This window comes from Pseudomonas sp. S3_A03, from assembly GCF_054668275.1.
On the sequence record NZ_CP162753.1, the window covers coordinates 3,258,506 to 3,282,464 of the forward strand.

22 protein-coding genes and 3 pseudogenes are annotated in these 23,959 nt (G+C 61.6%); 12 read left to right on the plus strand and 13 right to left on the minus strand.

Translation table 11 applies throughout. From position 1 onward, the window contains the following. Positions 1-3: 3 nt before the first annotated feature. Complete coding sequence (locus AB4O25_RS14790) at positions 4-450, minus strand: DUF4879 domain-containing protein (protein ID WP_116079184.1); 447 nt, start codon at positions 448-450, stop codon at positions 4-6. Between the two features lie 188 nt (positions 451-638). On the opposite strand from AB4O25_RS14790, the gene AB4O25_RS14795 reads away from it, so the two are divergent. From AB4O25_RS14795 to AB4O25_RS14810, 4 genes are all read left to right on the plus strand, one after another. Next, positions 639-1,934: an NCS2 family permease gene (locus AB4O25_RS14795; RefSeq protein WP_017528884.1), complete on the plus strand. Its 1,296-nt coding sequence runs from the start codon at positions 639-641 to the stop codon at positions 1,932-1,934. Then, the gene (gene trmA / locus AB4O25_RS14800; protein ID WP_017528885.1) at positions 1,931-3,010 is read left to right on the plus strand and encodes a tRNA (uridine(54)-C5)-methyltransferase TrmA; all 1,080 of its coding nucleotides are present in this window, start codon (positions 1,931-1,933) and stop codon (positions 3,008-3,010) included. The genes AB4O25_RS14795 and trmA overlap by 4 nt, the downstream gene beginning before the upstream one ends. A gap of 158 nt (positions 3,011-3,168) precedes the next feature. Further along, on the plus strand, positions 3,169-3,618 hold the full coding sequence (gene aroQ, locus AB4O25_RS14805) for a type II 3-dehydroquinate dehydratase (protein WP_017528886.1): 450 nt from the start codon (positions 3,169-3,171) through the stop codon (positions 3,616-3,618). Further along, positions 3,615-4,463 carry a shikimate dehydrogenase gene (locus AB4O25_RS14810; protein ID WP_065876755.1) on the plus strand — a complete coding sequence of 283 codons (849 nt, stop codon included), beginning with the start codon at positions 3,615-3,617 and terminating at the stop codon, positions 4,461-4,463. The genes aroQ and AB4O25_RS14810 overlap by 4 nt, the downstream gene beginning before the upstream one ends. Positions 4,464-4,548: 85 nt before the next feature. On the opposite strand, the pseudogene AB4O25_RS14815 reads toward AB4O25_RS14810, so the two are convergent. Further along, positions 4,549-5,215, minus strand: a pseudogene (locus AB4O25_RS14815) (TetR/AcrR family transcriptional regulator). A 77-nt stretch (positions 5,216-5,292) separates the two neighbouring features. Next, on the minus strand, positions 5,293-7,194 hold the full coding sequence (quiC, locus tag AB4O25_RS14820) for a 3-dehydroshikimate dehydratase QuiC (protein WP_460149711.1): 1,902 nt from the start codon (positions 7,192-7,194) through the stop codon (positions 5,293-5,295). Positions 7,195-7,417: 223 nt separating this feature from the next. Here quiC and AB4O25_RS14825 point away from each other — a divergent pair, with 223 nt between their 5' ends. Further along, positions 7,418-8,752: an MFS transporter gene (locus tag AB4O25_RS14825; protein ID WP_065876753.1), complete on the plus strand. Its 1,335-nt coding sequence runs from the start codon at positions 7,418-7,420 to the stop codon at positions 8,750-8,752. Position 8,753: 1 nt separating this feature from the next. Here AB4O25_RS14825 and AB4O25_RS14830 read toward each other — a convergent pair whose 3' ends face one another. Next, positions 8,754-9,632: a DMT family transporter gene (locus AB4O25_RS14830; protein ID WP_017528891.1), complete on the minus strand. Its 879-nt coding sequence runs from the start codon at positions 9,630-9,632 to the stop codon at positions 8,754-8,756. A 195-nt stretch (positions 9,633-9,827) separates the two neighbouring features. Here AB4O25_RS14830 and AB4O25_RS14835 point away from each other — a divergent pair, with 195 nt between their 5' ends. From AB4O25_RS14835 to AB4O25_RS14845, 3 genes and pseudogenes are all read left to right on the plus strand, one after another. Further along, positions 9,828-10,241, plus strand: coding sequence for a membrane lipoprotein lipid attachment site-containing protein (locus tag AB4O25_RS14835; protein ID WP_017528892.1), 414 nt, complete (start codon positions 9,828-9,830; stop codon positions 10,239-10,241). Positions 10,242-10,297: 56 nt separating this feature from the next. Continuing rightward, positions 10,298-11,184: pseudogene (ypfJ, locus tag AB4O25_RS14840) on the plus strand (KPN_02809 family neutral zinc metallopeptidase). Next, positions 11,185-12,165: a hypothetical protein gene (locus AB4O25_RS14845; RefSeq protein ID WP_017528894.1), complete on the plus strand. Its 981-nt coding sequence runs from the start codon at positions 11,185-11,187 to the stop codon at positions 12,163-12,165. It begins immediately after the preceding pseudogene. Between the two features lie 59 nt (positions 12,166-12,224). Here the strand turns inward: AB4O25_RS14845 and AB4O25_RS14850 are convergent, their stop codons facing one another. From AB4O25_RS14850 to AB4O25_RS14860, 3 genes are read right to left on the minus strand one after another with little or no spacing between them, the layout of a single operon-like run. Next, positions 12,225-12,812, minus strand: a complete 588-nt coding sequence (locus AB4O25_RS14850) for an HAD family hydrolase (protein ID WP_065876751.1) — start codon at positions 12,810-12,812, stop codon at positions 12,225-12,227. Further along, positions 12,809-13,678, minus strand: a complete 870-nt coding sequence (tesB, locus tag AB4O25_RS14855) for an acyl-CoA thioesterase II (RefSeq protein WP_017528896.1) — start codon at positions 13,676-13,678, stop codon at positions 12,809-12,811. The genes AB4O25_RS14850 and tesB overlap by 4 nt, the downstream gene beginning before the upstream one ends. 38 nt (positions 13,679-13,716) lie before the next feature. Further along, the gene (locus AB4O25_RS14860; RefSeq protein ID WP_460149712.1) at positions 13,717-14,286 is read right to left on the minus strand and encodes a GNAT family N-acetyltransferase; all 570 of its coding nucleotides are present in this window, start codon (positions 14,284-14,286) and stop codon (positions 13,717-13,719) included. Positions 14,287-14,362: 76 nt separating this feature from the next. Here AB4O25_RS14860 and AB4O25_RS14865 point away from each other — a divergent pair, with 76 nt between their 5' ends. Beyond that, a complete protein-coding gene (locus tag AB4O25_RS14865; RefSeq protein WP_017528898.1) occupies positions 14,363-15,283 on the plus strand; it encodes a histone deacetylase family protein in 921 nt (306 codons plus the stop codon). 173 nt (positions 15,284-15,456) lie between these two features. Continuing rightward, positions 15,457-16,695, plus strand: a pseudogene (locus AB4O25_RS14870) (TIGR03862 family flavoprotein). A 61-nt stretch (positions 16,696-16,756) separates the two neighbouring features. Here the strand turns inward: AB4O25_RS14870 and AB4O25_RS14875 are convergent. After that, positions 16,757-18,091 (minus strand): DEAD/DEAH box helicase, encoded by a 1,335-nt coding sequence (locus tag AB4O25_RS14875; RefSeq protein WP_017528900.1) that lies wholly within the window; start codon positions 18,089-18,091, stop codon positions 16,757-16,759. A gap of 48 nt (positions 18,092-18,139) precedes the next feature. Continuing rightward, positions 18,140-19,036: a drug/metabolite exporter YedA gene (gene yedA, locus AB4O25_RS14880; protein ID WP_068935236.1), complete on the minus strand. Its 897-nt coding sequence runs from the start codon at positions 19,034-19,036 to the stop codon at positions 18,140-18,142. 159 nt (positions 19,037-19,195) lie between these two features. Here yedA and AB4O25_RS14885 point away from each other — a divergent pair, with 159 nt between their 5' ends. Continuing rightward, positions 19,196-19,636 carry an Lrp/AsnC family transcriptional regulator gene (locus AB4O25_RS14885; protein WP_460149714.1) on the plus strand — a complete coding sequence of 147 codons (441 nt, stop codon included), beginning with the start codon at positions 19,196-19,198 and terminating at the stop codon, positions 19,634-19,636. Positions 19,637-19,639: 3 nt separating this feature from the next. Here the strand turns inward: AB4O25_RS14885 and AB4O25_RS14890 are convergent. Further along, a protein-coding gene (locus AB4O25_RS14890) for an IS3 family transposase (protein WP_139129458.1) occupies positions 19,640-20,802 on the minus strand; the annotation gives its coding sequence in 2 pieces (ribosomal slippage) (positions 19,640-20,547 and positions 20,547-20,802; 1,164 coding nt in all). Positions 20,803-21,388: 586 nt separating this feature from the next. On the opposite strand from AB4O25_RS14890, the gene AB4O25_RS14895 reads away from it, so the two are divergent. Next, on the plus strand, positions 21,389-21,697 hold the full coding sequence (locus AB4O25_RS14895; protein ID WP_460148808.1) for a DUF3077 domain-containing protein: 309 nt from the start codon (positions 21,389-21,391) through the stop codon (positions 21,695-21,697). A gap of 139 nt (positions 21,698-21,836) precedes the next feature. On the opposite strand, the gene AB4O25_RS14900 is transcribed toward AB4O25_RS14895, so the two are convergent. The 3 genes from AB4O25_RS14900 to AB4O25_RS14910 form a co-directional block, all read right to left on the minus strand. After that, entirely contained in the window at positions 21,837-22,448 is a 612-nt protein-coding gene (locus AB4O25_RS14900) for a 3'-5' exonuclease (RefSeq protein WP_017528904.1), read from the minus strand. A gap of 41 nt (positions 22,449-22,489) precedes the next feature. Next, positions 22,490-22,966 (minus strand): LabA-like NYN domain-containing protein, encoded by a 477-nt coding sequence (locus tag AB4O25_RS14905; RefSeq protein ID WP_017528905.1) that lies wholly within the window; start codon positions 22,964-22,966, stop codon positions 22,490-22,492. A gap of 119 nt (positions 22,967-23,085) precedes the next feature. Next, complete coding sequence (locus AB4O25_RS14910; RefSeq protein ID WP_065876747.1) at positions 23,086-23,817, minus strand: DUF2076 domain-containing protein; 732 nt, start codon at positions 23,815-23,817, stop codon at positions 23,086-23,088. Positions 23,818-23,959: the final 142 nt, after the last annotated feature.

Here is a 23,959-nt window from a genome sequence, read left to right on the forward strand (position 1 = left end):
TGATCAGTGGATATTGAGCTGGGTTTTCAGGGTGTTGCGCGGGGGGTTGATCGAGGAGTTGCTGTATTCGAACCAGCCCTGGGCCTCGACGTCCAGGTCAAACACATAGATGTAGCCCATCAAGGTGCCCGCGCCATTGCAGGCCTGGCTGATGTTACCGACCTGGCACACCGCCGTGCGCTGGCCGTTGAGTACCGCGCCGTTGAACAGGCCGACCGGGTTGTTGCCCAGGCCCACCTCCATCACCGACACCTTGGTGGGCCCACGGTGGGTACACATCTGGGTGCTGCCGGCGCGCTCCGGGATGGTTTCCGTGCACCGCGCCGATTCGACCTTGAACACGCGCACCTCGCTCAAGGCCGGTGCAGTCGCGCTCCACGCTGGTGCCGCGCCCAGCCACAGGCCGAGACAAGGGATCAGGGCTAGACTCCACGCGTTGGCTTTTTTCATGCTGTCGATGACCCGCTGTTGAACGTCGGCGCAGTATGCCTCAAGGCCATGCGCCACACAGCCTCGGCTGCTGGTATGATGCGCCGCTTTTTCCGATCCTCTCTGAAACCACAGGCGCTTGGCGCAGTTTGTGCTTTGACTTAGAGGTCAACAAATCACGACGCAAAATAGCGTCACAGGGAGCCGGCATGCTGGAAAAGCTGTTTCAACTCAAGGCACACAACACCAACGTGCGCACCGAGATCCTCGCGGGTATCACGACATTCCTGGCCATGGCCTACATCCTGTTCGTGAACCCGAGCATCCTCGGCGAAACCGGCATGGACAAGGGCGCGGTGTTCGTCGCGACTTGCCTGGCGGCCGCCATCGGTTCCACCGTGATGGGCCTGATCGCCAACTACCCGATTGCGCTCGCGCCGGGCATGGGCCTCAACGCCTTCTTTACCTACACCGTGGTGCTGCACATGGGCCACACCTGGCAGGTGGCGTTGGGGGCGGTCTTTATTTCGGCGGTGCTGTTCTTCCTGCTGTCGATCTTCCGTATCCGTGAGTGGATCATCAACGCCATCCCCCTGCCCCTGCGCTCGGCGATTGCCGCCGGTATCGGCCTGTTCCTCGCGTTGATCGCACTGCACAACGCGCAGATCGTGGTCAGCAACCCGGCCACCATGGTTGGCCTGGGCGACCTGACAAAAGCCGCCCCCATCCTCGCCACCCTCGGTTTCGTGCTGATCGTCGCACTGGAAGCCTTGGCCGTGCGCGGTGCGGTGTTGATCGGTATTCTCGCGGTCACCATCGCCTCCATCGTATTGGGCGTGACCCCGTTCGGCGGCGTGACCTCGATGCCACCCTCCCTGGCCCCGACCTTCCTGCAGCTGGATATCAAGGGCGCGCTGGATATCGGCCTGGTCAGCGTGATCTTCGCCTTCCTGTTCGTCGACCTGTTCGACAACTCCGGCACCCTGATCGGCGTCGCCAAGCGCGCCGGCCTGATGAGCAAGGACGGCCACATGCCGAAAATGGGCCGTGCGCTGATCGCCGACAGCACCGCCGCCATGGCCGGCTCGCTGCTGGGCACCTCGACCACCACCAGTTACATCGAATCCGCCGCGGGCGTGAGTGCCGGTGGCCGAACCGGCCTGACGGCCATCGTGGTCGCGATCCTGTTCCTGCTGGCGTTGTTCTTCTCGCCGCTGGCCGCCAGCGTACCGGCCTTCGCCACCGCGCCGGCGCTGCTGTTCGTGGCGGTGCTGATGACCCAGGGCCTGGCCGAAATCGACTGGGATGACATTACTGTGGCCGCGCCGGTGGTGATCACCGCCCTGGCGATGCCCTTCACTTACTCCATCGCCAACGGCATCGCCTTCGGTTTCATCGCCTGGACCGCCATCAAGCTGCTTTCGGGCCGCTACCGTGAGCTGAACCCGGCGCTGGTGATTCTGTCGATTCTGTTTGTGATCAAGCTGGGCTGGTTCAACGCATGACTTTTGACGCCGCACACTACACCGCGCAACTGCAAGACAAGGTCACGCGCCTGCGTGACCTGCTGGCACCGTTCGACGCGCCCGAACCGCAGGTATTCGACTCGCCCCTGCAGCACTTTCGCCTGCGGGCGGAGTTCCGCCTGTGGCGCGAAGCCGGCGAGCGCCACTACGCGATGTTTTCCCAGGACGACAAGCGCACGCCGATCCTGATCGAAGAGTTCCCCATCGCCAGCCAGCGCATCAACCAATTGATGCCGCAGCTCAAGGCCGCCTGGCAGGCCAGCGCCGCCCTGAGCCACAAGCTGTTCCAGGTGGAGTTCCTCACCACACTGGCGGGCGACGCAATGATCACCCTGTGCTATCACCGCCCGCTGGATGAGCATTGGCACACGGCGGCGAACAAACTCGCGGCCGACCTGAACGTGAGCATCATCGGCCGCTCCAAGGGCAAGCGCGATGTGATCGGCCACGACTACGTGGTGGAAAAACTCGAGGTTGGCGGGCGCACCTTCAGCTACCGCCAACCTGAAGGCGCGTTCACCCAGCCCAACGGCACGGTAAACCAGAAGATGCTCAACTGGGCCTACGAAGCGTTGGGCGAGCGCCCGGATGACTTGCTGGAGCTGTATTGCGGCAACGGCAACTTCACCCTGCCGCTGGCGACCCGCGTACGCAAAGTGCTGGCCACCGAAATCAGCAAGACTTCGGTCAACGCAGCCTTGAGCAACCTCGATGAAAACGCGGTGGGTAACGTCAACCTGGTGCGCCTCTCCGCCGAAGAACTCACCGAAGCGCTCAACGACGTGCGCCCCTTCCGGCGCTTGCACGGCATCGACCTGAAGAGTTACGAGTTCGGTAGCGTATTCGTCGACCCGCCACGCGCCGGCATGGACCCGGACACCTGCGAACTGACCCGACGCTTCGACAACATCCTGTACATCTCCTGCAACCCGCAAACCTTGGCGGCGAACATCGCGCAACTGCATGACACGCACCGCATTACCCGCTGTGCGCTGTTTGACCAGTTCCCATGGACGCACCATATGGAATCCGGGGTGTTGCTGACCCGGCGATAAACCCGACGCACACCGCCGCCCGACATGTGAGAGCGGCGCTGTTCCGGCGGCTGATTAAAGGTTCGATAATCGAACACATCCGCCGCCTTTAATTGACCAAATTAACCATTCAGTACATTTTATCCCCACAACGAACAAGACCTGTGGAGATACATCTGATGCCGCCTATCGTGCTGGTGCTCAACGGCCCCAACCTCAACCTGCTCGGCACCCGCGAGCCCGCCACCTATGGCCACGAAACCCTGGCCGACGTCGCCGCCCTGTGCGGGCGCAGCGCCGAGAAACTCGGGCTGAAGATCGAATTTCGCCAGACCAACCACGAAGGTGAATTGCTCGAGTGGATCCACGGCGCCCGCGAACGTTGCGCCGGCATCGTGATCAACCCGGCGGCCTGGACCCACACCTCGGTAGCGATCCGCGATGCGCTGGTGGCCAGTGAAGTGCCGGTGATCGAAGTGCATTTATCCAACGTGCATGCACGTGAGGCGTTTCGTCATCACTCGTTCGTGTCGCCCATCGCCAAGGCAGTGCTCGCAGGCTTTGGCAGCCATGGTTACCACCTGGCCCTGGAACATTTCAGCCGGTTGCTCAAGGGTTCAGCTCAATGAAATCGCGCATCCTCGCCGGCCTGATCGGCGCCGGTATCCAAGCCTCCCGCACCCCAGCCCTGCATGAACAGGAAGGCGACGCCCAAGGCTTGCGTTACCTGTACCGTCTCATCGACCTTGAGCCCCTGGGCCTGGACATCAACGCCCTGCCCGACCTCCTACGCGCCGCCGAGCAGATGCACTTTACCGGGCTGAACATTACCTACCCGTGCAAACAGGCGATCCTGCCGTTGCTCGATGAACTGTCCGACGAAGCCAGGGGCATTGGCGCGGTGAATACGGTGGTGTTCAAAGACGGCAAACGCATCGGCCACAACACCGATTGCCTGGGGTTTGCTGAAGGGTTTCGACGCAACCTGAGTGATGCGCCGCGCCGGCGCGTGGTGCAGATGGGCGCCGGTGGCGCGGGCGCTGCGGTGGCCCATGCACTGCTGGCCGAAGGCGTGGAGCACTTGAGTATTTTTGACGTGGATGCCCAGCGTGCCCGCGAGCTTGTGGATAACCTCGCCCAGCGTTTCGGCAGCGGCCGCGCGCAAGTGGGTCAGGATTTGGAAAACGCCCTGGCCGAGGCGGATGGCCTGGTCAACACCACGCCAATGGGCATGGCCAAACTGCCCGGTATGCCGGTGCCGGCAGCCTTCTTGCGGGCGCAATTGTGGGTTGCGGAAATCGTGTATTTCCCACTCGAAACCGAACTGCTGCGCAACGCCCGCGCCCTGGGTTGCCGCACGCTGGATGGCGGCAACATGGCGGTGTTCCAGGCGGTGAAGGCGTTTGAGTTGTTCAGTGGCGAGGTGGCGGATGCGCAACGGATGTTGGCGCACTTCAAGAGCATGAATACCTGACTGTAGAAACCAAATCCAAATGTGGGAGGGGGCTTGCTCCCTCCCACATTTTGAGCCAGTTTTCACATGAGGTTCTGCGGTGAATTCAGGCCTGCAGGTACCGCAACACCGACTCACAGATCATCTCGCGATGCCGTTGTTTAACCGCCTCATCCGACAGCTCGATCTGAAAGATCTCACTGAACGTGTGGCGGTTGGACACCCGGTAAAAGCTGAATGAGTTGATCAGCAAGTGCACATCCAACGGCTCCAGCCCTTCCCGGAATACGCCCATTTCAGCCCCGCGGCGCAAGGTCTCCCCCAGCCCTTCCAGGATCTTGCTGTTCATCGCCTTGATCGTGTCGGTGCGCTTCACGTACTCGGCATTGTGGATATTTTCGATGCTGACGATCCGCACAAAATCCACGTTCTGGTCATGGTGATCAAAGGTGAATTCCACCAACCGCCGGATCGCCTCACGCGGTTCAAGCGCGGTGAGGTTCATGCGCGTTTCGGTATTGCGGATATCGCCGTAGAGCTTCTCCAGCACCTCGACGTACAGCTGCTCCTTGCTACCGAAGTAGTAATAGATCATGCGCTTGGAGGTGTGAATGCGCTCGGCGATGGCGTCCACCTCGAGCCCCGGAAAGGCCCTGCTGGACAAACTCCGCAATAGCCTCCTGGAGTATGTTTTCGCGGGTCTTTTCCGGGTTGTTCTTACGACTCTTGCGCGGTGCGTCTGACACCGCAGGGAGTTCGGGACTCGAGGTCATGGTGCGCTCACGGCCATTGTTGTGCAGGCGCTGATTATGGGCCGCGGCGCCTGCCGAAGGAAGCGCTCGACTCGCCGTTATAAACGCGCCTGGCGCAAGGCACCGCTGCGCGATTTGGCCATCGCCGCCAGACGCACGGCCACGTTGGCCGCTCCGTAGCCGGCATAGCCGTGCTTGCGCTGGATGATTTCGAAGAAAAACCGCCCTTCGAACGGTTCGGTGTACACGTGAAATAACTCACCGCCCTGGGCGTCACGGTCGTACAACACGTTGTAGTACGCCAGTTCGCTGAGGAACTCATCGTCAAAGTCGAAACGCGCCGCCAGGTCGTCGTAGTAGTTGAGCGGGATGTCCAGCAGCGGTACGCCGGCCTCTTTGGCGCGGCGCACCTCGGCGAAAATATCCGCACAGTCGAAGGCAATATGGTGCACGCCAGAGCCGCGATAGCTCGACAGCGCGTGGGAAATGGCGGTGTTGCGGTTCTCGGAGATGTTCAGGGGCAGGCGAATCGAGCTGCAGCGGCTACGCAATGCGCGGCTTTTAACCAGGCCATACGGGTCGGGCAGCACCACTTCGTCATCGGCTTCGAAATCCAGCAGGCTCTTGTAGAACAGCACCCAACTGTCGAGGCTGTCGGCCGGCAAGGCCATGGCCATATGGTCGATGCGCAGCAGGCCACCGCCATCGGTCGCGGCCGGTTGCAGGTTGAAATCGGTGTCGTACAGCCCGCCTTCGCCTTGGTCTACCAGGTAAATCAGGCTGCCATCCGGCGCGCGCACGGCCGCAAGTTCCAGTTCGTTGGGCCCGACCAGGCCACGATAGGGCTGGCCCTTGTAGGCCACCGCTCGTTCCAGGGCCTTGGCACTGTCCTTGACCCGGATGGCGGTGGCGCACAACGACGGCCCATGGGCTTCGAAAAAATTATGCGCGAAGGAATAGGGCTCGCAATTGAGGATCAAGTTGATATCGCCCTGGCGCAACAGGCTCACGCTCTTGGAACGGTGCTGCCCGGCCTTGACGAAACCCAGACGCTCCAGCCAATGGGTCAGCTTGGCGCCAAGGTTTTCATCCACGGCGAACTCAAGAAACTCAATGCCGTCGTACTCGCTGGCCGCCGGGGTTTCGAAGAGAATATCCAGCGGCGCGGCGGGCTGCTCCTCGGCCAGCCGTTCGCGGGTTTTCTCTTCCAGGTACAGCAGCGATCGCAGGCCATCGGCGGCATTCGCGCGGTTCGGCGCGGCGCGGAAGCCATCGTTGAAAATTTCCAGGGACAACGGCCCGGTGTAGCCACTCTTGATGATCGGCGCGAGGAAGCCCGCCAGGTCAAATTCACCCTGGCCAGGGAAGCAGCGAAAATGCCGGCTCCACTCCAGCACGTCCATGGCCAGGATCGGCGCGTCGGCCATTTGCACGAAGAAGATCTTATCGCCGGGGATCTGGGCGATGGCACTCGGGTCGCCCTTGAGCGACAAGGTGTGGAAACTGTCGAGCAACACGCCCAGGCTGGGGTGATCGACCTGACGCACCAGGTTCCACACCTGCTGCCAGGTGTTCACATGCCTGCCCCAGGCCAGCGCTTCATAGCCGATGCGCAAACCTCGGCGGCCGGCATGTTCGGCCAACAGGCTGAGGTCGTCGAGCAGAATACGTTCATCGCCCACCGAATCCGCCGCGGCGTTGCTGCACACCAGCACCAGGTCGGTGCCCAGTTCCTGCATCAGGTCGAACTTGCGCTCGGCGCGCTCCAGGTTGCGCGCCAGGCGGTCGCGTCGGCAGCCTTCAAAGTCGCGGAACGGCTGGAACAGCGTGATAGCGATACCCAGGTCGGCGCACATTTGTTTAACTTCGCGCGGGCTGCCGTCGTAATACAACAAGTCGTTTTCAAAGATCTCGACCCCATCAAACCCGGCGGCGGCAATGGCTTCGAGCTTTTCCGGCAGGGTGCCGCTCAAGGACACAGTGGCGATGGAACGTTGCATGGGCGACTCCCGGCAATTGTTGTTTGTGGCAAATTATTCGCCGCCAGCCTACGCGCAGCAATTAAAATGTACGAACCGGTTAGTTTTCAGTGCGATTATCGAACACAATGCCCCATAGCGAATTGACGATTTTTTAGCCACTGCGCACCATCGACTTCGCTTCTACCTGTAAGAAAAAGACCCAGAACACACCATAAAAATTTCAAAAAACGGGTACAACCACATGCCTCTGCAAAACTCCGCCCTGGCCTCGCGCCCCGGCACCCCGCACGCCGGCATCGGCGACAAGATCCGCGGCGCCATGGCCGTAGGCAAAACCCGCTGGGGCATGCTGGCCCTGGTGTTTTTCGCCACCACCCTCAACTACATCGACCGCGCCGCGTTGGGCGTGATGCAACCTATCCTCGCCAAAGAAATGAGCTGGACGGCGATGGACTACGCCAACATCAACTTCTGGTTCCAGGTGGGTTATGCGATCGGCTTTGTGCTGCAAGGCCGCTTGATCGACCGCGTCGGCGTGAAACGCGTGTTCTTTTGCGCGGTGCTGCTGTGGAGCCTGGCCACCGGCGCCCACGGCCTGGCCACCTCGGCCGTCGGCTTTATGGTGTGCCGCTTTATCCTCGGGCTGACCGAGGCCGCCAACTACCCGGCCTGCGTCAAGACCACACGCCTGTGGTTCCCGGCGGGTGAGCGCGCGGTGGCCACCGGTATCTTCAACGCCGGCACCAACGTCGGCGCGATGATGACGCCGATGCTGCTGCCGTTGATCCTGCATGTGTGGGGCTGGCAGGCGGCGTTCTTGTGCATGGCATCGCTCGGCGCGATCTGGCTGGTGTTCTGGGGGCTGAAATACTACAACCCGGAAGAGCACCCAACCGTCAAACAATCGGAACTGGACTACGTGCAACAGCACGCCGAGCCGGAACAACCCGGCGTCCCGTTCAGCCGCATCCTGCGCATGCGCGGCACCTGGGCGTTCGCCATCGCCTATGCGCTGACCGCGCCGGTGTTCTGGTTCTACCTGTATTGGCTGCCGCCGTTCCTGAACCAGCAATACAACCTGGGCATCAACGTGACCCAAATGGGCATCCCGCTGATCATCATCTACCTGACCGCCGACTTCGGCAGTGTGGGCGGTGGCATCCTGTCGTCATTCCTGATCGGCCGCGGGATGAACCCAATCAAGGCGCGGCTGCTATCGATGCTGCTGTTTGCCTGCTGCATCGTGGGCGTGATCATGGCGGCCGGTTCCAGCCAACTGTGGGTCGCGGTATTTGCGATCTCCCTGGCCATCGGCGCGCATCAGGCCTGGACGGCCAACATCTGGAGCCTGGTGATGGACTACACGCCCAAGCACATGATGAGCACGGTGTTCGGCTTCGGCGGCATGTGCGCGGCCATCGGCGGCATGTTCATGACCCAGATCGTCGGCCATATCCTCACCGTGACCAACAACAACTACACCGTGTTGTTCACCCTGATTCCGGCGATGTACTTCATTGCGCTGACGTGGATGTACTTCATGGCGCCGCGCAAGATTCCTACGGTAGACGTGTAATTCAACGACGCCGCTGCTGCCAGGCAGCGGCCAACCCGCTCATGCAGATCACCCCGATACCGGCCACCGTGGTCATGTCGGGGGTATGGCTGAATACCAGCCAGCCCAACAACCCCGCAAACACGATCTGGCAATAGCCGAACGGCGCCAGCAAGGCCGGCGCCGCAAAGCGGAACGCCTGGGTCAGCATCAAGTGCGCGGTCATCCCGCACGTGCCCAGCGCCAGCATCAACACGCCGTGCCACAGCGTCGGCACCTGCCAGAAGAACGGCACCATCGCACTCATCACCAGGGTATTGCACAGCCCGGCAAAGAAGTTGCTGGTAGTGGGCGTGTCGTATTGGCTGAGGATGCGTGTGAGCAACTGGTAAAAGCAGAAGAACATCGCCGAACACAATGGCAGCAGCACCGCCGGGGTGAACAGCTCGCCGCCGGGATGGATGATCACCAGCACGCCGACAAACCCGCAGATCACCGCCAGCCATTGGCCGCGCGTGACGTGTTCGCCCAGCAGCGGCACCGAGAGAGCCGTCACCAGGATCGGTGCGAGGAAGTTCACCGCCGTGGCTTCCGCCAGGGGGATGTAATGCAAGGCGCTGGTAAAAAACAGACTGGTGCCCAACAGGCACAACGCCCGCACCACCTGCATACCGGGCCGTTTGCTGCGCAGCACGCGCAGGCCCGATTGCGGCAGGAAGATGCCGGCCATCAGCAAGGTGTGCACCACATACCGCGCCCACACCACCATCACGATCGGGTAGAACCCGGCCAGGTATTTGGACAAGGCGTCGTGGCTGGAAAACAGGAACGTCGCCAGCACAATCAGCAGGATGCCTTTAAAGGGGTGGTTGACGCCGGAAAGTGGGGTACTGACAGTCATGGAATTCTCTTGCGTGGCGAGCGGAACACTGAGCACTGAACGAGGTAGCGCTAACCCGGTAATCTAGCAGCCGGGCCGGAGTCTGCCCCAAGAGCATAACCAAACACCGGGCGAACAGCGCACTAAATCAGCGGATTCGAGTCCAACCCTGCACGCCCGCCCCCGCGCTGCACACTTTTCAACCAAGGCTTTGCTATGAAAAAAATCTTCTTTGTTGTGTCTGCCCTTGCCCTGCTTACCGCCTGTAACGAGCAAGCCAAGGACGCGCCAAAACCCGCGCCGGCGTCGGTACAAGCCACCCTGGTACCGGAACACCCGCCCACCGATAAGTGGGTCGGCCAATGGGTTGGCGTCGAAGGCCTGAACCTGACCATCGCCAAGGACGACGCCATCGGCCGTGGCCATTATCGGCTCACCATGCAATACGGCCTCGACGCCACCGACAGCGGCACCTTCAAGGGTGAAGCCAATGAAGAGGGCATCGCCTTCGTACGCCCGGACGGCCCACAACTGCTGCGGGCCGGCGACGGCGAAGCCACCGGCCTGAAGTGGCTGGCCGATAAAAAAGACTGTTTGATCGTGAACACCGGTGAAGGGTATTGCCGCTAATAACGGCCATACTCCACCCATAACTTTGTAGGACCGTTCATCAAGAGGATTGCCCCATGCTATGGAAAAAGGCCGACGCAGCGACAACGTGGTGGATGCGCGGGATGACAGTGGCGGCGGTGGTGGCGGCATGCGCTTTGGTGGCGGCAAGGGCCTGAGCCTCACGGCGATTGTGCTGATCGTCGGCATCGGCTGGCTGACCGGCCAGGACCCGCTGCAGATCCTCGGCCAGTTGACCGGCCAGATGGAACAGGCGCCGTCGGTCAGCACACAGACGCGCCAGGCGCCGCCGGCCAACGATGAGCAGGCCGATTTCGTGCGTGCGGTGCTGGGCGACACTGAAGACACCTGGGCCCAGGTGTTCCAGGAAAACGGCCTGGCCTACAAGAACCCGAAACTGATCCTGTTCCGTGGCCGGGTCAATTCCGCCTGCGGTGGCGCCACCTCGGCCACTGGCCCGTTTTATTGCCCGGCGGATCAACAGGTGTACCTGGACCTGGACTTCTTCCGGGAAATGTCGCAACGCTTCCAGGCCGCCGGCGACTTTGCCCAGGCTTACGTGATCGCTCACGAAGTGGGGCACCACGTGCAGACCCTGCTGGGCATCTCGTCCAAGATCCAGGCCGCGCGCCAGCAAGGCCGACAGATGCAAGGCGACGGCGGCCTATTGGTACGCCAGGAACTGCAAGCCGACTGCTTTGCCGGCGTGTGGGCCAACCGCGCGCAAAAACGCTTGAACTGGCTGGAGCCCGGCGACATCGAAGAAGCCCTGAACGCGGCCAACGCCATTGGCGATGACCATTTGCAACAGCAGGGTCAGGGCCGCGTGGTGCCGGACTCGTTTACCCACGGCACTTCGGCGCAGCGGGTGCGCTGGTTCAAGACCGGCTTCGCCCAGGGCCAGATCACTCAATGCGATACGTTTGCCGCCAAGAGCCTTTGAATGAATAAACCATGGGGTGTGCTGCTGGGGGTTCTGGTCTCGTGTTCAACCCTGGCCGCCGAGCATGGCGTCGCGGTGGTCAGCCCCGAGCGGTTCCACCTGCAGGCCGGCGACCTCAGCCTGGGCCTGAGCCAGGACTGGCGCCAGCCGCTGCCCCGCGTGACCCGCGCGTTGATCATCGTGCATGGCCGCTTGCGCAATGCGCAGACCTACCTGCAAAGCGGCAAGGAGGCCGCTGAACACGCGGGGGTTGGCGCCGCGACCCTGGTGATTGCACCGCAGTTTCTCAACAACGCCGATGTGAGGCGCCACGCGTTGGGTCAACAGGTATTGCGCTGGAACGGCAACAGCTGGATGGCTGGCGAGCCGTCGGTCGGCCCTGGCCAACTCAGTTCTTACGGCGTGCTGGACCAACTCATCAAGCACCTGGGCAACCGCACACTGTTCCCGGCGCTCAAGGAAATCGTAGTGGCCGGGCATTCCGGCGGCGGGCAAGTCGTCCAGCGCTTCGCCCTCACCGGTCACGACCACCCGACTCTGCAAGCCGAAGGCATCCGCCTGCGCTATGTGGTGGCCAACCCTTCGTCCTACGCCTACTTCAGCCCGCAACGCCCGGTCCAGTTCGACGCAACCCTGTGCCCGGGTTTCAACGACTGGAAGTACGGCATGCAGCACCTGCCCGCCTACGCCCATGGCCAGAGCCCGCAACATCTGGAACAGGTCTATGTGTCACGGGACATCACCTACCTGCTGGGCCAGCAAGACACCAACCCCAACCACCCGGCGCTGGACAAAGGCTGCGAAGCCGAGACCCAGGGCGCGTATCGATTGATTCGCGGACACCACTACTTTGACTATCTCACGCTGCGCCATCCGCAACTGCGCCAGAAGCTGGTGGAAGTGCCGGGGGTGGGGCATGACGGGGATAGGATGTTTACCTCGCCGGAGGGGCAAAAGGCGCTGTTCCCCAATAACCCCTGAAGAAACCGGCTCAAAATGTGGGAGGGGCTTGCCCCCACATTTGATCTTTATTGACTGGGCTAAATCATTCGGCGCAGTACCGTGCAGTCTGGTGCATGCCAATCCGCCAACTCCGGCCAGGGGTTGTCCGGCAGGTTGACCAGCACCGTGCGGGCGCCCGCCGCCCGACCGCAATCCAGGTCAAAACGGTAATCGCCGACCATCACCAACTCACTCGGCGCCACGTCCCACGCGGCCGCCAGTTTCAACAACCCACCCGGGTCGGGCTTGGGCGGCGCATCCTCTCTGCCGAGTATGTCGTCGATGGCAAAACACTCTGCCAGGCCAATCGCTTCCAGCGTCACATGCGCCAATGCCTGCGCATTGCGCGTCAGAATCCCCAGGCGATACCCACGACTGGCCAATTCGCGCACCAACTCCACCGCGCCAGTGGCCGCCACCGAGCCCAGCGCCAACTCACGCTCATGCTCCAGCAACCAGGCATGCTTGGCCGCCGCGACATCGGCGGGCAATGCGGCCAGATGGGTGAGGATGTCGTCCTCGGGCGGTATCTCCAGCGCCACGCGGATGGCCGCAAAGTCATGCACGGCCACCGTGAGGGTGCCGTCCATATCAAATACCCAGTGCTTAACGTCGCTCAGGCTCATGCCCAATCCTTGCGATGGCGAATCAACCCTTCCTGGGTCACCGATGCCACCAGTTGGCCGGCGCGGTTGTACACACTGCCACGCGAGAATCCGCGGGAATTGCCGGCCCACGGGCTGTCCATGGCATACAGCAACCAGTCATCGGCGCGCAGGTCGGCGTGGAACCACAGCGCATGGTCGAGGCTGGCGACCTGCATGTCTTTTTGCCACACGGTCTTGCCATGCGGCAGTAGCGAGGTGGTCAACAGGCCGAAGTCCGAGGCGTACGCCAACAGGTATTTATGCAGCGCCGGCGTGTCGGCCAGCGCACCGTCGGCGCGAAACCACACGTATTTGACCGGGTCGGACGGCTGCGGGTTGAACGGGTCTTTTTCGGTGACCGGGCGCACTTCGATCGGCTTGGGGCACAGCAGCTTTTCGCGCATGTGCTCGGGGATCAGGTGCGCGCGCTGCTGGGTCAGCTCAAGCTCCGACGGCAGGTTTTCCGGGCCGACCACCACGGGCATGGTGGTTTGATGCTCAAAGCCTTTTTCGTCGTACTGGAACGATGCGCTGCAGGTGAAGATCGGGTGGCCCTTCTGGATCGCCGTGACGCGGCGCGTGCTGAAACTGCCGCCATCGCGCACGCGGTCCACCGAGTACACCACCGGCAACGCCGCATCGCCGGGGCGCAGGAAATAACCGTGCAACGAATGCACGTGGCGTGCTTCTTCGACGGTCTGGCTGGCCGCCGACAACGACTGGCCGAGCACCTGGCCGCCGAACAGTTGACGAAAACCCAGGTCCTGGCTGCGGCCGCGAAAGAGGTTTTCCTCGATCGGCTCCAGGGTCAGCAAGTCCACCAGATCTTCCAATACTTGGCTCATAGAGCAACTCCTACAATCTATGGGGCATTCCGGGCTGCTTATCCGTGCAGCGTGTCCAACCATTGGGCGCGGGTGATGCGGTACAAAACATGCGGGCGCAGCGGGTCATCGACTGCGACCTTGGGGTGTGCAAAATCTGCCTGCGGATCGTAATGCATACCGATGGCCTGCATGACTTTTTGTGAGGGCTGATTGGCCTCCGTGGTAAAGGCGACAATTTCATCCAACTGCAAACGGTCGAAACCACAGCGCAGTGCGGTCCAGGCCGCCTCACTGGCGTAACCCAGGCCCCAATGCTCGCGAGCCAGGCGCCAGCCAATTTCCACTGCCGGGGTAAAACCGGCTTCAAAGTTGACGTTCTGCAAACCGGTCAGGCCGATGAACTCACCAGTGTCCTTACGCTGCAACGCCCAAAAGCCAAAGCCGTATTCGGCGAAGTGGCCGCGGATCCGCCCTATCAGCGCAGCGCTTTCCAGGTGGCTGAGTTTGGCCGGGAAATAGCGCATCACCTGCGGGTCGGCGCACATGCGCGCAAACTCCGGCAAGTCGGTGTCGCGCCATGGGCGCAGCACCAGACGCGCGCTTTCCAATTCGAGTATCGGCTCCATGGGTCCCCTCCCCTTGCCATGTGCGTGAGTGTACAGCGCTGGTAAGATCCTTCGCAGTTTCCCGTCAGAAAATCCCATGCCTTTGCCATTGATCTACCACGACGACTACAGCCCCGAGTTCCCGCCGGACCACCGGTTCCCCATGGACAAATTTCGCCTGTTGCGCGACCACCTGGTGGACAGCGGCCTGACCCAGGACAGCCAACTGCTGCGCCCGCCGCTATGCCCGGCGGACATTCTGGCCCTGGCCCATGAACCTGGGTATATCGAGCGCTACATGAGCGGCGAGTTGTCCCGCGAAGACCAGCGCCGCCTCGGCCTGCCCTGGAGCGAAGCCCTGGCCCGGCGCACCGTACGGGCGGTGGGCGGTTCGATACTGGCCGCCGAGCAGGCGCTGGAACACGGCCTGGCCTGTCACCTGGCGGGCGGTACCCATCACGCGCATTACGATTACCCGGCGGGCTTTTGCATCTTCAATGACCTCGCGGTGATCAGCCGCTACCTGCTGGCCAGCGGCCGGGTCAACCGCGTGCTGATCTTCGACTGCGACGTGCATCAAGGGGACGGCACCGCACGCATCCTGCACGACACGCCGGAGGCGATCACCGTGTCGCTGCACTGCGAAAAGAACTTCCCGGCACGCAAGGCCCACAGCGACTGGGACATCCCGTTGCCCATGGGCATGGGCGACGCCGACTACCTCAAGGTGGTCGACGATGCCCTCAACTACCTGCTGCCGCTCTACCAGCCCGACCTGGTGCTGTACGACGCCGGTGTGGATGTGCATAAAGACGACGCCCTGGGCTACCTCAAACTGACAGACGCCGGCGTGGCCGCCCGCGATGAAAGCGTGATGCGCCATTGCCTGGGCCGCGACATTCCGGTGATGGGCGTGATCGGCGGCGGCTACAGCAAGGATCGCCCCGCCCTGGCGCGCCGCCACGGCATCCTGCACCACAGCGCGCAACGGGTGTGGACGTCATCAGGTTGTCATTGAGCTGTGAGCGTTACCCACAATGGCTGTGGAACGGCCTGTGGATAACTTGAGCGTAAGCGGCTGAGAGCGAGCCGCCATAAGGCTTGTAGGAAAGTGTACATTTTTTTGATCAGGCAGCCGCCGCTCCGTCCGGTAGAATGCTCGGCTTATTCACAGCCCGTGTAGCCTTGCCCATGCCTCACACCGCACCTCCACACGTCACTATTATCGGCGGCGGCCCAGCCGGGCTGATGGCCGCCGAAGTCTTGAGCCAGGCCGGGGTGCGCGTGGACCTGTACGACGGCATGCCTTCGGTGGGGCGCAAGTTCCTGCTGGCCGGCGTGGGCGGCATGAACATCACCCACTCCGAGGCGTACCCGGCTTTTGTGTCGCGCTACGCCGAACGCGCACCGCAGATGGCGCCGTTGCTGCTTGGGTTTGGTGCCCAGGCATTGTGCGAATGGATCCATGGTCTGGGCATCCAAACCTTTGTCGGCACTTCCGGCCGCGTATTTCCTACCGATATGAAAGCCGCCCCGCTGTTGCGTGCCTGGCTCAAACGCCTGCGCGACCAGGGCGTGGTTATCCACACCCGGCATCGCTGGGTGGGCTGGAATGCCGAGGGCGGTTTACTTATCCACAGCCCGGACGGCGAAAAGTTGTCCACAGCGCTGCCGTGCTGTTGGCGTTGGGCGGTGGCAGCTGGTCGCGCCTGGGCTCCGACGGGGCGTGGCTTAACCTGCTGGAGGGCAAAGGCGTGCCCTATGTTCGCCTGCAGCCGAGCAATTGCGGCTTCGACGTGTCGGCCTGGAGCGAACTGATGGTCAGCAAATTCGCCGGCGCGCCGTTGAAGAACGTCGCCATCGGCCTGGGGGACGACGCGCCCTCGACTGGGCGAGTGTGTCATCACCGCCACGGGCATCGAAGGCAGCCTGATCTATGCGCTGTCGGCGCCGATTCGCGAGACGATCAACCGCGACGGTTCGGCGACGGTGCATATCGATTTGTTGCCGAGCAAACCGTTGGACAAGGTCCGGGCCGCCCTGGCCAAGCCGCGTGGCTCGCGGTCGATGAGCAAGCATTTGCACAGCCAGTTGGGGTTGGATGGGGTCAAGGCCGCGTTGTTGCGCGAACTGACGCCGGCTGAGCACTTCAACGATCCGGCGCAGTTGGCGGTGGATATCAAGGCGTTGCCGTTGAGGCTGGTGAAGACGCGGCCGATAGATGAGGCGATCAGTACCGCCGGTGGCGTGCCGTTTGAGGCGCTGGATGAGCGGTTGATGCTCAAGCAATTGCCGGGGGTGTTTTGTGCGGGGGAGATGCTGGATTGGGAGGCGCCGACTGGGGGGTATTTGCTGACGGGGTGCTTTGCCAGCGGGCGGGCGGCTGGACGGGGGATGTTGGAGTGGCTTAGAAGCAGCCACAAGCTATAAGCGACAAGCTACAAGTAAAGGCACCACGGCGCCGACTTGCAGCTTGCGGCTTATAACTGCTTCACTTCTTCTTACGCGGCCCCGTGTTAAACACTGGCACCTTGCGCACCGGCTTGATCGACGGCTCCACCGGCGCGGCGTCCCCACTGTCCACCCACTTGCCCAGGTTGCGCTTACCGCCGCCACCGGAGGTTTTAGGCTTCTTCGGTTTTTTCGGCTTCTTCACCACTTGCCCGCTGGCATCGGTGTCCGGCACGCGGTGTTCCGGTTCGAAGTCGGCTTCCATTTTGCGGGTCAGGGTCTGACGAGTGAGCATCTCGATGGCCGACAGCATATTCACTTCATCAGCGCACACCAGGGAAATCGCCTCACCGGTGTTACCCGCACGACCGGTACGGCCGATGCGGTGGATGTAGTCTTCGGCGACGATCGGCAGGTCGAAATTGACCACCAGCGGCAGGTCTTCGATATCCAGGCCACGGGCGGCTACGTCGGTGGCTACCAGGATCTGCACTTCGCTGGCTTTGAAACGGTCCAGGGCACGCTGGCGGGTCGCTTGAGGTTTGTCGCCATGGATGCCGTCGGCGTTGATGCCCAAGCCCTGTAACTTGTCCACCAGCGCATCCACGCCGTTGCGGGTCTTGGCGAACACCAGCACCTGCTTCCAGCGACCTTTGCGCATCAGGTGGACGAACAACTCCGGCTTGCGCTTCTTGTCCACCGGCACCACCCATTGCTTCACGGTGTTGGCGGCGACGTTGCGCGGGCTGACTTCGATGCTCAGCGGGTCGTTGAGCATCTGCCCGGCCAGCAGGCGGATGTCGTCGGAGAAGGTCGCGGAGAACAGCAGGGTCTGGCGCTTTTTCGGCAGCATGCGATAGATGTTCGCCAGCTCTTCGGAAAAGCCCAGGTCGAGCATGCGGTCGGCTTCATCCAGCACCAGGGTTTGCAGCTGGTTGAGTTTCAGCGCGTTCTGGCGGAACAGGTCGATCAGGCGGCCAGGCGTGGCGACCAAAATGTCGACGCCCTTGCGCAGCTTCATCATCTGCGGGTTGATGCTCACGCCGCCGTACACCGCGTAGGTGGTCAGCGGCAGGTGTTGCGCGTATTCGGCGACGCTGGCGTGTACTTGCTCGGCCAGCTCCCGGGTGGGGCAGAGGATTAACGCGCGCGCCGAGTTAGCGGCGACTTTCGGCCCTTCCATGGTCAGCAGTTGCAGCAGCGGCAAGGCGAAACCGGCGGTCTTGCCGGTGCCGGTCTGGGCCGCGGCCATCAGGTCGCGACCGGCCAGCACCGCCGGAATGGCTTGCGCCTGCACCGGCGTCGGGGTCTGGTAGCCAAGCGTCTCAAGGGCGCGCAGCAAGGGTTCGATCAGGCCAAGGGTGGCGAAAGTCATGTAGTTACCGTAGGAAAATTCAGCGCAAGGTCGCAATTGCGCCGCAGTTTACCTTATTTCCGGCTTCGGCTTGCGCCACTGCGGCAGGCTGATCAGCAGCACCGCGCTGATGATCACCAGCATCGCCAGGGCTTCTTCCACGCCGATGGTTTCGCCCACGAACACGATCCCCAGCAACACTGCCACCGCCGGGTTCACATAGGCATAGCTGGTCGCCGCCGCCGGGCGCACGTGCTTGAGCAGGTACATATAGGCGTTGAAGGCGATGATCGAACCGAACACCGTCAAGTAGGCCAGCGCCAGCCAGCCTTCCAGCGGCGGCATGGCCTGCAGGTGTTCACCGGACACCGCGCTGCCGATCAACAGTGCCACACCGGCCACCAGCATCTCCGCCGCGCTGGCCATGGCGCCCTGGGGCAGCGGCAAATGCCGGCTCCATACCGAGCCGAACGCCCAGGAGGCCGCCGCGAACAACAGCAACGCGGCGCCCATCGGGCTCGATTGCAAGGTGCTGCCCATGTTGAGCATGGCAATGCCGACAATGCCCAGGATCACCCCGGCCCATTCCAGGCGCGTATTACGCGCGCCCCAGAAGTACCCGCACAGCAAGGTGAACAGCGGCACCGTCGCCACCGCTAGCGCGGCCACCCCGGATGACACGCCCGTGTGTTCGGCCACGCTGACCGCGCCATTACCGAAGGTGAGCAGCAAGATGCCGATCATCGCGGCTGCCTTCCATTGCGCCCAGGTCGGCGCCGGCACCCCGCGCCACCTGAGGTAGCCGTACATCAACGCCCCCGCCGTGCAGAACCGGATACCCGCTAGCAACAGCGGCGGCCAGTATTCCACGCCGATGCGAATCACCAGGTAGGTGGAACCCCAGATCACATACAGCGCAAAAAAGGCGGCGATCAACGGTAAGGGAAAGCGACGTGGGCCAGGCATTGGGCGGCTCTATGGCAGGAGTGGGAGGCTTATTCTAGAAACGAAGGAGAATAAACATAAGTTACAAAACCTGTTTAAACCGCCCATACACTTTTCAAAGCATGGTTATGAAGGCTATAACCCGTGCTTTCGAAAGCCACGCGCAATTGGAGCCTTATTATGGACAAATACGATCGTATGCTCCTCAGCGCCCTGCTCGAAGACGGCCGCGCCTCCTATGCGCAACTGGCCCGCACGGTAAACCTCTCCGCCCCCGCCGTGGCCGAGCGCGTGGCCAAGCTGGAGGCCAGTGGGGTGATCACCGGGTACCAGGCCAAGGTGGACTTATCCAAAGTGGGGTTGCCGATTCAATGCGTGATTGAACTGCGGCTGACCAATCATGGCAGCCAAAAGGTCTACGACGCCCTCGCCGAAATCCCCGAACTGACCGAATGCCACCGGGTAACCGGCGACCCGTGCGTGATCATGCAAGCCGCGGTGGGCTCGATGCCTGAGCTTGAGAATTTGATCAACCGGATAGCCAAGTTCGGCTTCAGCAAAACTTCGATTATTTTGTCGAGCGCGATAGAACGGCGCGTGCCGTTGGGGCAGTTGGTGTAGTGGTCAACTAATCCCGGACACGACGTTAAGTTTTTCCTCGGCCCGCGCTGGGGCCAACCCATCGTTGAATTGATGAGGCCTAATCCAGTTGTAGCGATGCATCAAAAAATGGCTGATATCGCGCTGTGCTTCCTGCGCAGTTCGATAGCCCACGGTCGGTATCCATTCTGTTTTCAAGCTGCGAAATACGCGCTCCATCGGTGCGTTATCCCAGCAGTTTCCTCGTCGGCTCATGCTCTGGCGCATGCGGTATCGCCACAACCGCTGGCGAAAGAGTCGGCTTGCATATTGCGATCCCTGGTCCGAGTGGAATAGCAGATCCGAAGGCCTGCCACGCTGCTCGTAAGCCATATCCAGCGCTTTGATCACCAGCTCAGCGTCTGGCTTTTCCGACAGCGCCCAGCCCACGATCCGACGCGTACAAAGATCCAGGACGACAGCCAGGTAATGCCACTTTCCTTGCGCCCAAATGTAGGTGATATCGCCGCACCAGACTTGATTGGGCGCTGGCACGTCGAACTCGCGGTTCAATGTGTTCGGGATATCCAGTCTTTCTACTGTTGCTCGTTTGTAGGCATGGGAGCCAGGTTGTTTGCTGACTAAATCAAGCTCGCGCATCAAGCTACGCACTTTGAATCGACCGAGTTGCTCACCGTCTTCACGCATCAGCGACAAGATGCTGCGACTGCCCGCAGAGCTGCGACTTTGCGAGAACAGCTCACTGACGCGACTTCGCAATCGAAGCCGTTCAACATCGGGCGTGCGGCGCCGCAGGCGCTGGGCGTAGTAACACGAGCGCGTGACGTCAAACACCTTGCACAGCCAATCAACCGGCTCATGTGCACTCAACTGGTCAATCAGCGCGAACGCTCGTGATCTTCCGACATCAAGAGCGCGGTAGCCTTTTTTAGTATTGATTTCTCTCGCTCAAGCCGAGCAATCCGGGCTTCCAGCTCCTGAATTTTTTGCTGTTCCGGAGTCAGAGCCTTGCTCTGCGGGGTGATGCCTTTATGTTCTTTCTGAATCTGGTCAACCCAGCGGCGCAATGCCGACTCACCAATGCCGAGTGAACGGCTGGCTTCGATGTAGCTGTAGTTTTGTTTGAGCACGAGGTCGGCAGCCTCGCGTTTGAATTCAGGAGTAAAGGAGCGGCGTTGTTTGGTCATCTGACACCTCGATCTGGCGAGCATTCTCGCCTAAATGGGTGTCCGGTTTCATTAGACCACTACATGGAGGGCAATGGGAAAAGTGGTGGCTGAGCGATCGCGATCGGGAGCAAGCCCCCTCCCACACTTGTGAACTCCTTCAAAAGGTCTGTTGAAATCGCCCTCGATTAAAAAAACGGAAGGCTCCGATAGCAGTGCAGGACTTAACCTACTGACTGTTCTGACGACACATAAAAAAGCCATCCACCGCGCAGTGTTTCGATGGCCAGCAAGACCAATCCCTTTCATTTGCGGGACGTTTCCGAGAGAATTCCACGGCCTTGTTTCCGTCGGATTCGGTAGCTAGTCTCGCTCCGTCATCGAGTTTTCGGTGATCGGACGTGCAAGTCCGACGACGGTAATACGCATAGCCTTAACTCTCTACGCCTGGGTTTATCTCAGGCGCTAAGTGTCATGGCAGCTGTACGCGGGAGGTCTTCGGATCTACCGGACTCCGTCTCGGTCTTGCACACCCGCGTACTGCTGCCACCCTAATTCGTGTGCAAGCGAACGGTTGCAGCTTCTTAACTGACGGAGAAGTTTCAACATGGTCAAAATCACCCCCGATCCACCCAAGCCCAACGCCGACTTCCCCAGCGAAGACGCCCTGCTCCATCGCCGTGCCATCGACTATTACCGCAAAGCGTGCGCCCCGGATGCGCCGACCTTCATCCTGAATGACAACCTGAGCCTGGAAGACGCCCTCGCCCATGCGGCGGATTTGCTGCATTGCGCGGTGGAGGCGGCGCATGCCTCGGGTGAAGTGATGAAGGCGCCGCAGCGGGCGGTGATGCATTTGGTGGAGATGGCCAAAGGCGTGGTGGACCAAGCCTTGGGCTGTGTGCAGCCTCGATAGGCGCCGCATAACTTAATGTGGGAGGGGGCTTGCTCCCGATGGCGGTGGGTCAGTGACAAATACATTGCCTGACACACTGCTATCGGGAGCAAGCCCCTCCCACATTTGGACCTCCAGTGTTCTTGAGGTCGTGGCTGGCTTAGAACCCGCGATGTTTCTTCAAATGCTCATTGATCTTCGCCGCCGGCACTTTCTGCAAGGTACATAGCAAATCATGGGACAACTCGCGCAGGCCGTGGGTCTGGCGCAGTTCCCGGGCCAGGTGCGCGGTGAGGTTGGCGGCCATTTCCGCATCCGCCAGCGCCCGGTGAGCCTGGCCGGTGTGGGGCAGTTTGGCGTAGGTGTTGAGAGTGCCGAGTTTGTGGTTCGGTGCCGCCGGCATGAGGCGCCGGGCCAGCAGCAGCGAGCAGGCAAATTTTTGCAGGCGGGTGCGGCGGATCAGGCCCAGCTCAAAGTCCCAGAACTTCTGGTCGAACGCGGCGTTATGCGCCATCAGCGGCGTGGTGCCGACGAATTCGTTGACCTCGTTCATCACCCGCTCGGCCGACGGCGCGCTGCGCAGCATGGCGTTGCTGATGCCGGTGAGTTGTTCGATAAAGCCCGGCACGCGTACGCCGGCATTCATGAGGCTCTGGTAGCGATCAACGATTTGCCCGCGCTCAAGGATGACCACGCCAATTTCCGTGGCCCGGCAGTGGCTGCTCGGGGTGATGCCGGTGGTTTCAAAGTCGATGACCGCTATACGTTCCAAACCTGTTTCAACTCCGTTAACGATTGATTGAGCCGCAGCGCTTACTTGAGCAGCAGCGCGCCTTCGATCGGCACGTAGCGGCTGGCGGCGCGTATCAATGAATTGGCCGTGAGCCCCGGCACGCCGTAGGCCACGGCGTGTACGCCATGCTTTTGGATGATGCGTTCGAGCAGCATGTCGAAATCACCGTCGCCGGAGGCCAGCACCACTTCGTCGACATGGTCGGCGGCGTCCATGATGTCAAGCGTGATGCCCACGTCCCAGTCGCCCTTGGCCGAGCCGTCGGCACGCTGGATATACGGTTTGAGTTTTACCGTAAAGCCCAGGTTGCGCAGGATCTGCTGGAATTGCTGCTGCTTGCTGTCGCCTCGGTCGATGGCATAGGCGTACGCCTCGACGATTTGCCCGCGTGCGCTGATGTCAGCCCACAGGGCCGCGTAATTGAAGTGGCAGCCATAGGCCTGGCGCACGGTGTAATAGAGGTTTTGCACATCGGCGAACACTGCAATTTTTTTCACCGCACTTCCCCATGACAGCCAGGCGCCAGCGCCCGGAAAGGGTGCCAGTATGCCAGCCGCGAGAAGGTTTCCGGGAAAAATCAGCCCGGCGCGACGAAGCGCACCGGGCGTGGGGAGGGTCAGACGAAGGAATCGTCGTCGCCAAAGGAGGATGAGTCGTCGGAATAGTCGCTGTCGGCGAAGCTGTCCGAGTTGTTGGCGCCCCAGCTGTCATTACCGGCGAACTTCTGGTCGTCATTGCCCCAGCCACCCTGGTCGCTGGCCGGTGCCGGTTGTTCGATGATTTCTTCCACCACCTGCGGCTGCTGGTTGTGATGGAACAGGCTGCTGATGCCTTCGGCCAGCAACACACCGCCGGCCACACCGGCGGCGGTTTTCATCGCACCGCCGAGGAAACCGCTGCCCACGGGCGCGGCGGCGGCCGGTTGTTGCGGCGGTTGCTGATAGTTCTGCTGCGGTGCGGGTTGGCTGAATGCCGGCCGCGCCGGTTCACGCCAGCCACCTCCCGCGTTGCTCGGCGCAGGTTGCGCCTCTCGCGAGCCACCGCCAAAGATGCTCGACAAAAAACCGCCACCGCTTGGCGCGGCCGCCTGCGGGGATCTGGCGCGCTGCAGCTCCTGCTGCAATTGCTCGATCTGTTGCGCCTGTTGCTTGTTCTGCGCGTCGAGGCTTTTGAGTGCGTGTTCCTGCACCAGGATCGACTGGGTCATGTAGTACCCGGCGGCGGGTTGGCGAGTCATGTGCTCCTTGATCCGCGCTTCGGCCTGGGCGTCGCGGGGGGCTGAGTCCGTTTCGGCTTGCTGCAACCGTGAAAACAGTCCATCGATCAGGGTTTGCTCTTCGCTGTTCATGGCGACCTCGTTAGATTGCCGGTAAAAATCGTGGTCCTGCCTGTGATCAGGCCAGGTGCGCTCTAGTTATGGGGGTGTTACGAGTTGTTTCAATGGTCTTTACGCAAGGTTTACGTTTGCGCCCTACAGACCCTGATCGGTT

What these genes read in the sequence shown, in the direction of transcription:
- AB4O25_RS14790 (WP_116079184.1), bottom strand. Translation starts at nt 450, where the DNA reads ATGAAAAAAGCCAACGCGTGGAGTCTAGCCCTGATCCCTTGTCTCGGC.
- AB4O25_RS14795 (WP_017528884.1), top strand. Translation starts at nt 639, where the DNA reads ATGCTGGAAAAGCTGTTTCAACTCAAGGCACACAACACCAACGTGCGC.
- trmA (WP_017528885.1), top strand. Translation starts at nt 1,931, where the DNA reads ATGACTTTTGACGCCGCACACTACACCGCGCAACTGCAAGACAAGGTC.
- aroQ (WP_017528886.1), top strand. Translation starts at nt 3,169, where the DNA reads ATGCCGCCTATCGTGCTGGTGCTCAACGGCCCCAACCTCAACCTGCTC.
- AB4O25_RS14810 (WP_065876755.1), top strand. Translation starts at nt 3,615, where the DNA reads ATGAAATCGCGCATCCTCGCCGGCCTGATCGGCGCCGGTATCCAAGCC.
- quiC (WP_460149711.1), bottom strand. Translation starts at nt 7,194, where the DNA reads ATGCAACGTTCCATCGCCACTGTGTCCTTGAGCGGCACCCTGCCGGAA.
- AB4O25_RS14825 (WP_065876753.1), top strand. Translation starts at nt 7,418, where the DNA reads ATGCCTCTGCAAAACTCCGCCCTGGCCTCGCGCCCCGGCACCCCGCAC.
- AB4O25_RS14830 (WP_017528891.1), bottom strand. Translation starts at nt 9,632, where the DNA reads ATGACTGTCAGTACCCCACTTTCCGGCGTCAACCACCCCTTTAAAGGC.
- AB4O25_RS14835 (WP_017528892.1), top strand. Translation starts at nt 9,828, where the DNA reads ATGAAAAAAATCTTCTTTGTTGTGTCTGCCCTTGCCCTGCTTACCGCC.
- AB4O25_RS14845 (WP_017528894.1), top strand. Translation starts at nt 11,185, where the DNA reads ATGAATAAACCATGGGGTGTGCTGCTGGGGGTTCTGGTCTCGTGTTCA.
- AB4O25_RS14850 (WP_065876751.1), bottom strand. Translation starts at nt 12,812, where the DNA reads ATGAGCCTGAGCGACGTTAAGCACTGGGTATTTGATATGGACGGCACC.
- tesB (WP_017528896.1), bottom strand. Translation starts at nt 13,678, where the DNA reads ATGAGCCAAGTATTGGAAGATCTGGTGGACTTGCTGACCCTGGAGCCG.
- AB4O25_RS14860 (WP_460149712.1), bottom strand. Translation starts at nt 14,286, where the DNA reads ATGGAGCCGATACTCGAATTGGAAAGCGCGCGTCTGGTGCTGCGCCCA.
- AB4O25_RS14865 (WP_017528898.1), top strand. Translation starts at nt 14,363, where the DNA reads ATGCCTTTGCCATTGATCTACCACGACGACTACAGCCCCGAGTTCCCG.
- AB4O25_RS14875 (WP_017528900.1), bottom strand. Translation starts at nt 18,091, where the DNA reads ATGACTTTCGCCACCCTTGGCCTGATCGAACCCTTGCTGCGCGCCCTT.
- yedA (WP_068935236.1), bottom strand. Translation starts at nt 19,036, where the DNA reads ATGCCTGGCCCACGTCGCTTTCCCTTACCGTTGATCGCCGCCTTTTTT.
- AB4O25_RS14885 (WP_460149714.1), top strand. Translation starts at nt 19,196, where the DNA reads ATGGACAAATACGATCGTATGCTCCTCAGCGCCCTGCTCGAAGACGGC.
- AB4O25_RS14895 (WP_460148808.1), top strand. Translation starts at nt 21,389, where the DNA reads ATGGTCAAAATCACCCCCGATCCACCCAAGCCCAACGCCGACTTCCCC.
- AB4O25_RS14910 (WP_065876747.1), bottom strand. Translation starts at nt 23,817, where the DNA reads ATGAACAGCGAAGAGCAAACCCTGATCGATGGACTGTTTTCACGGTTG.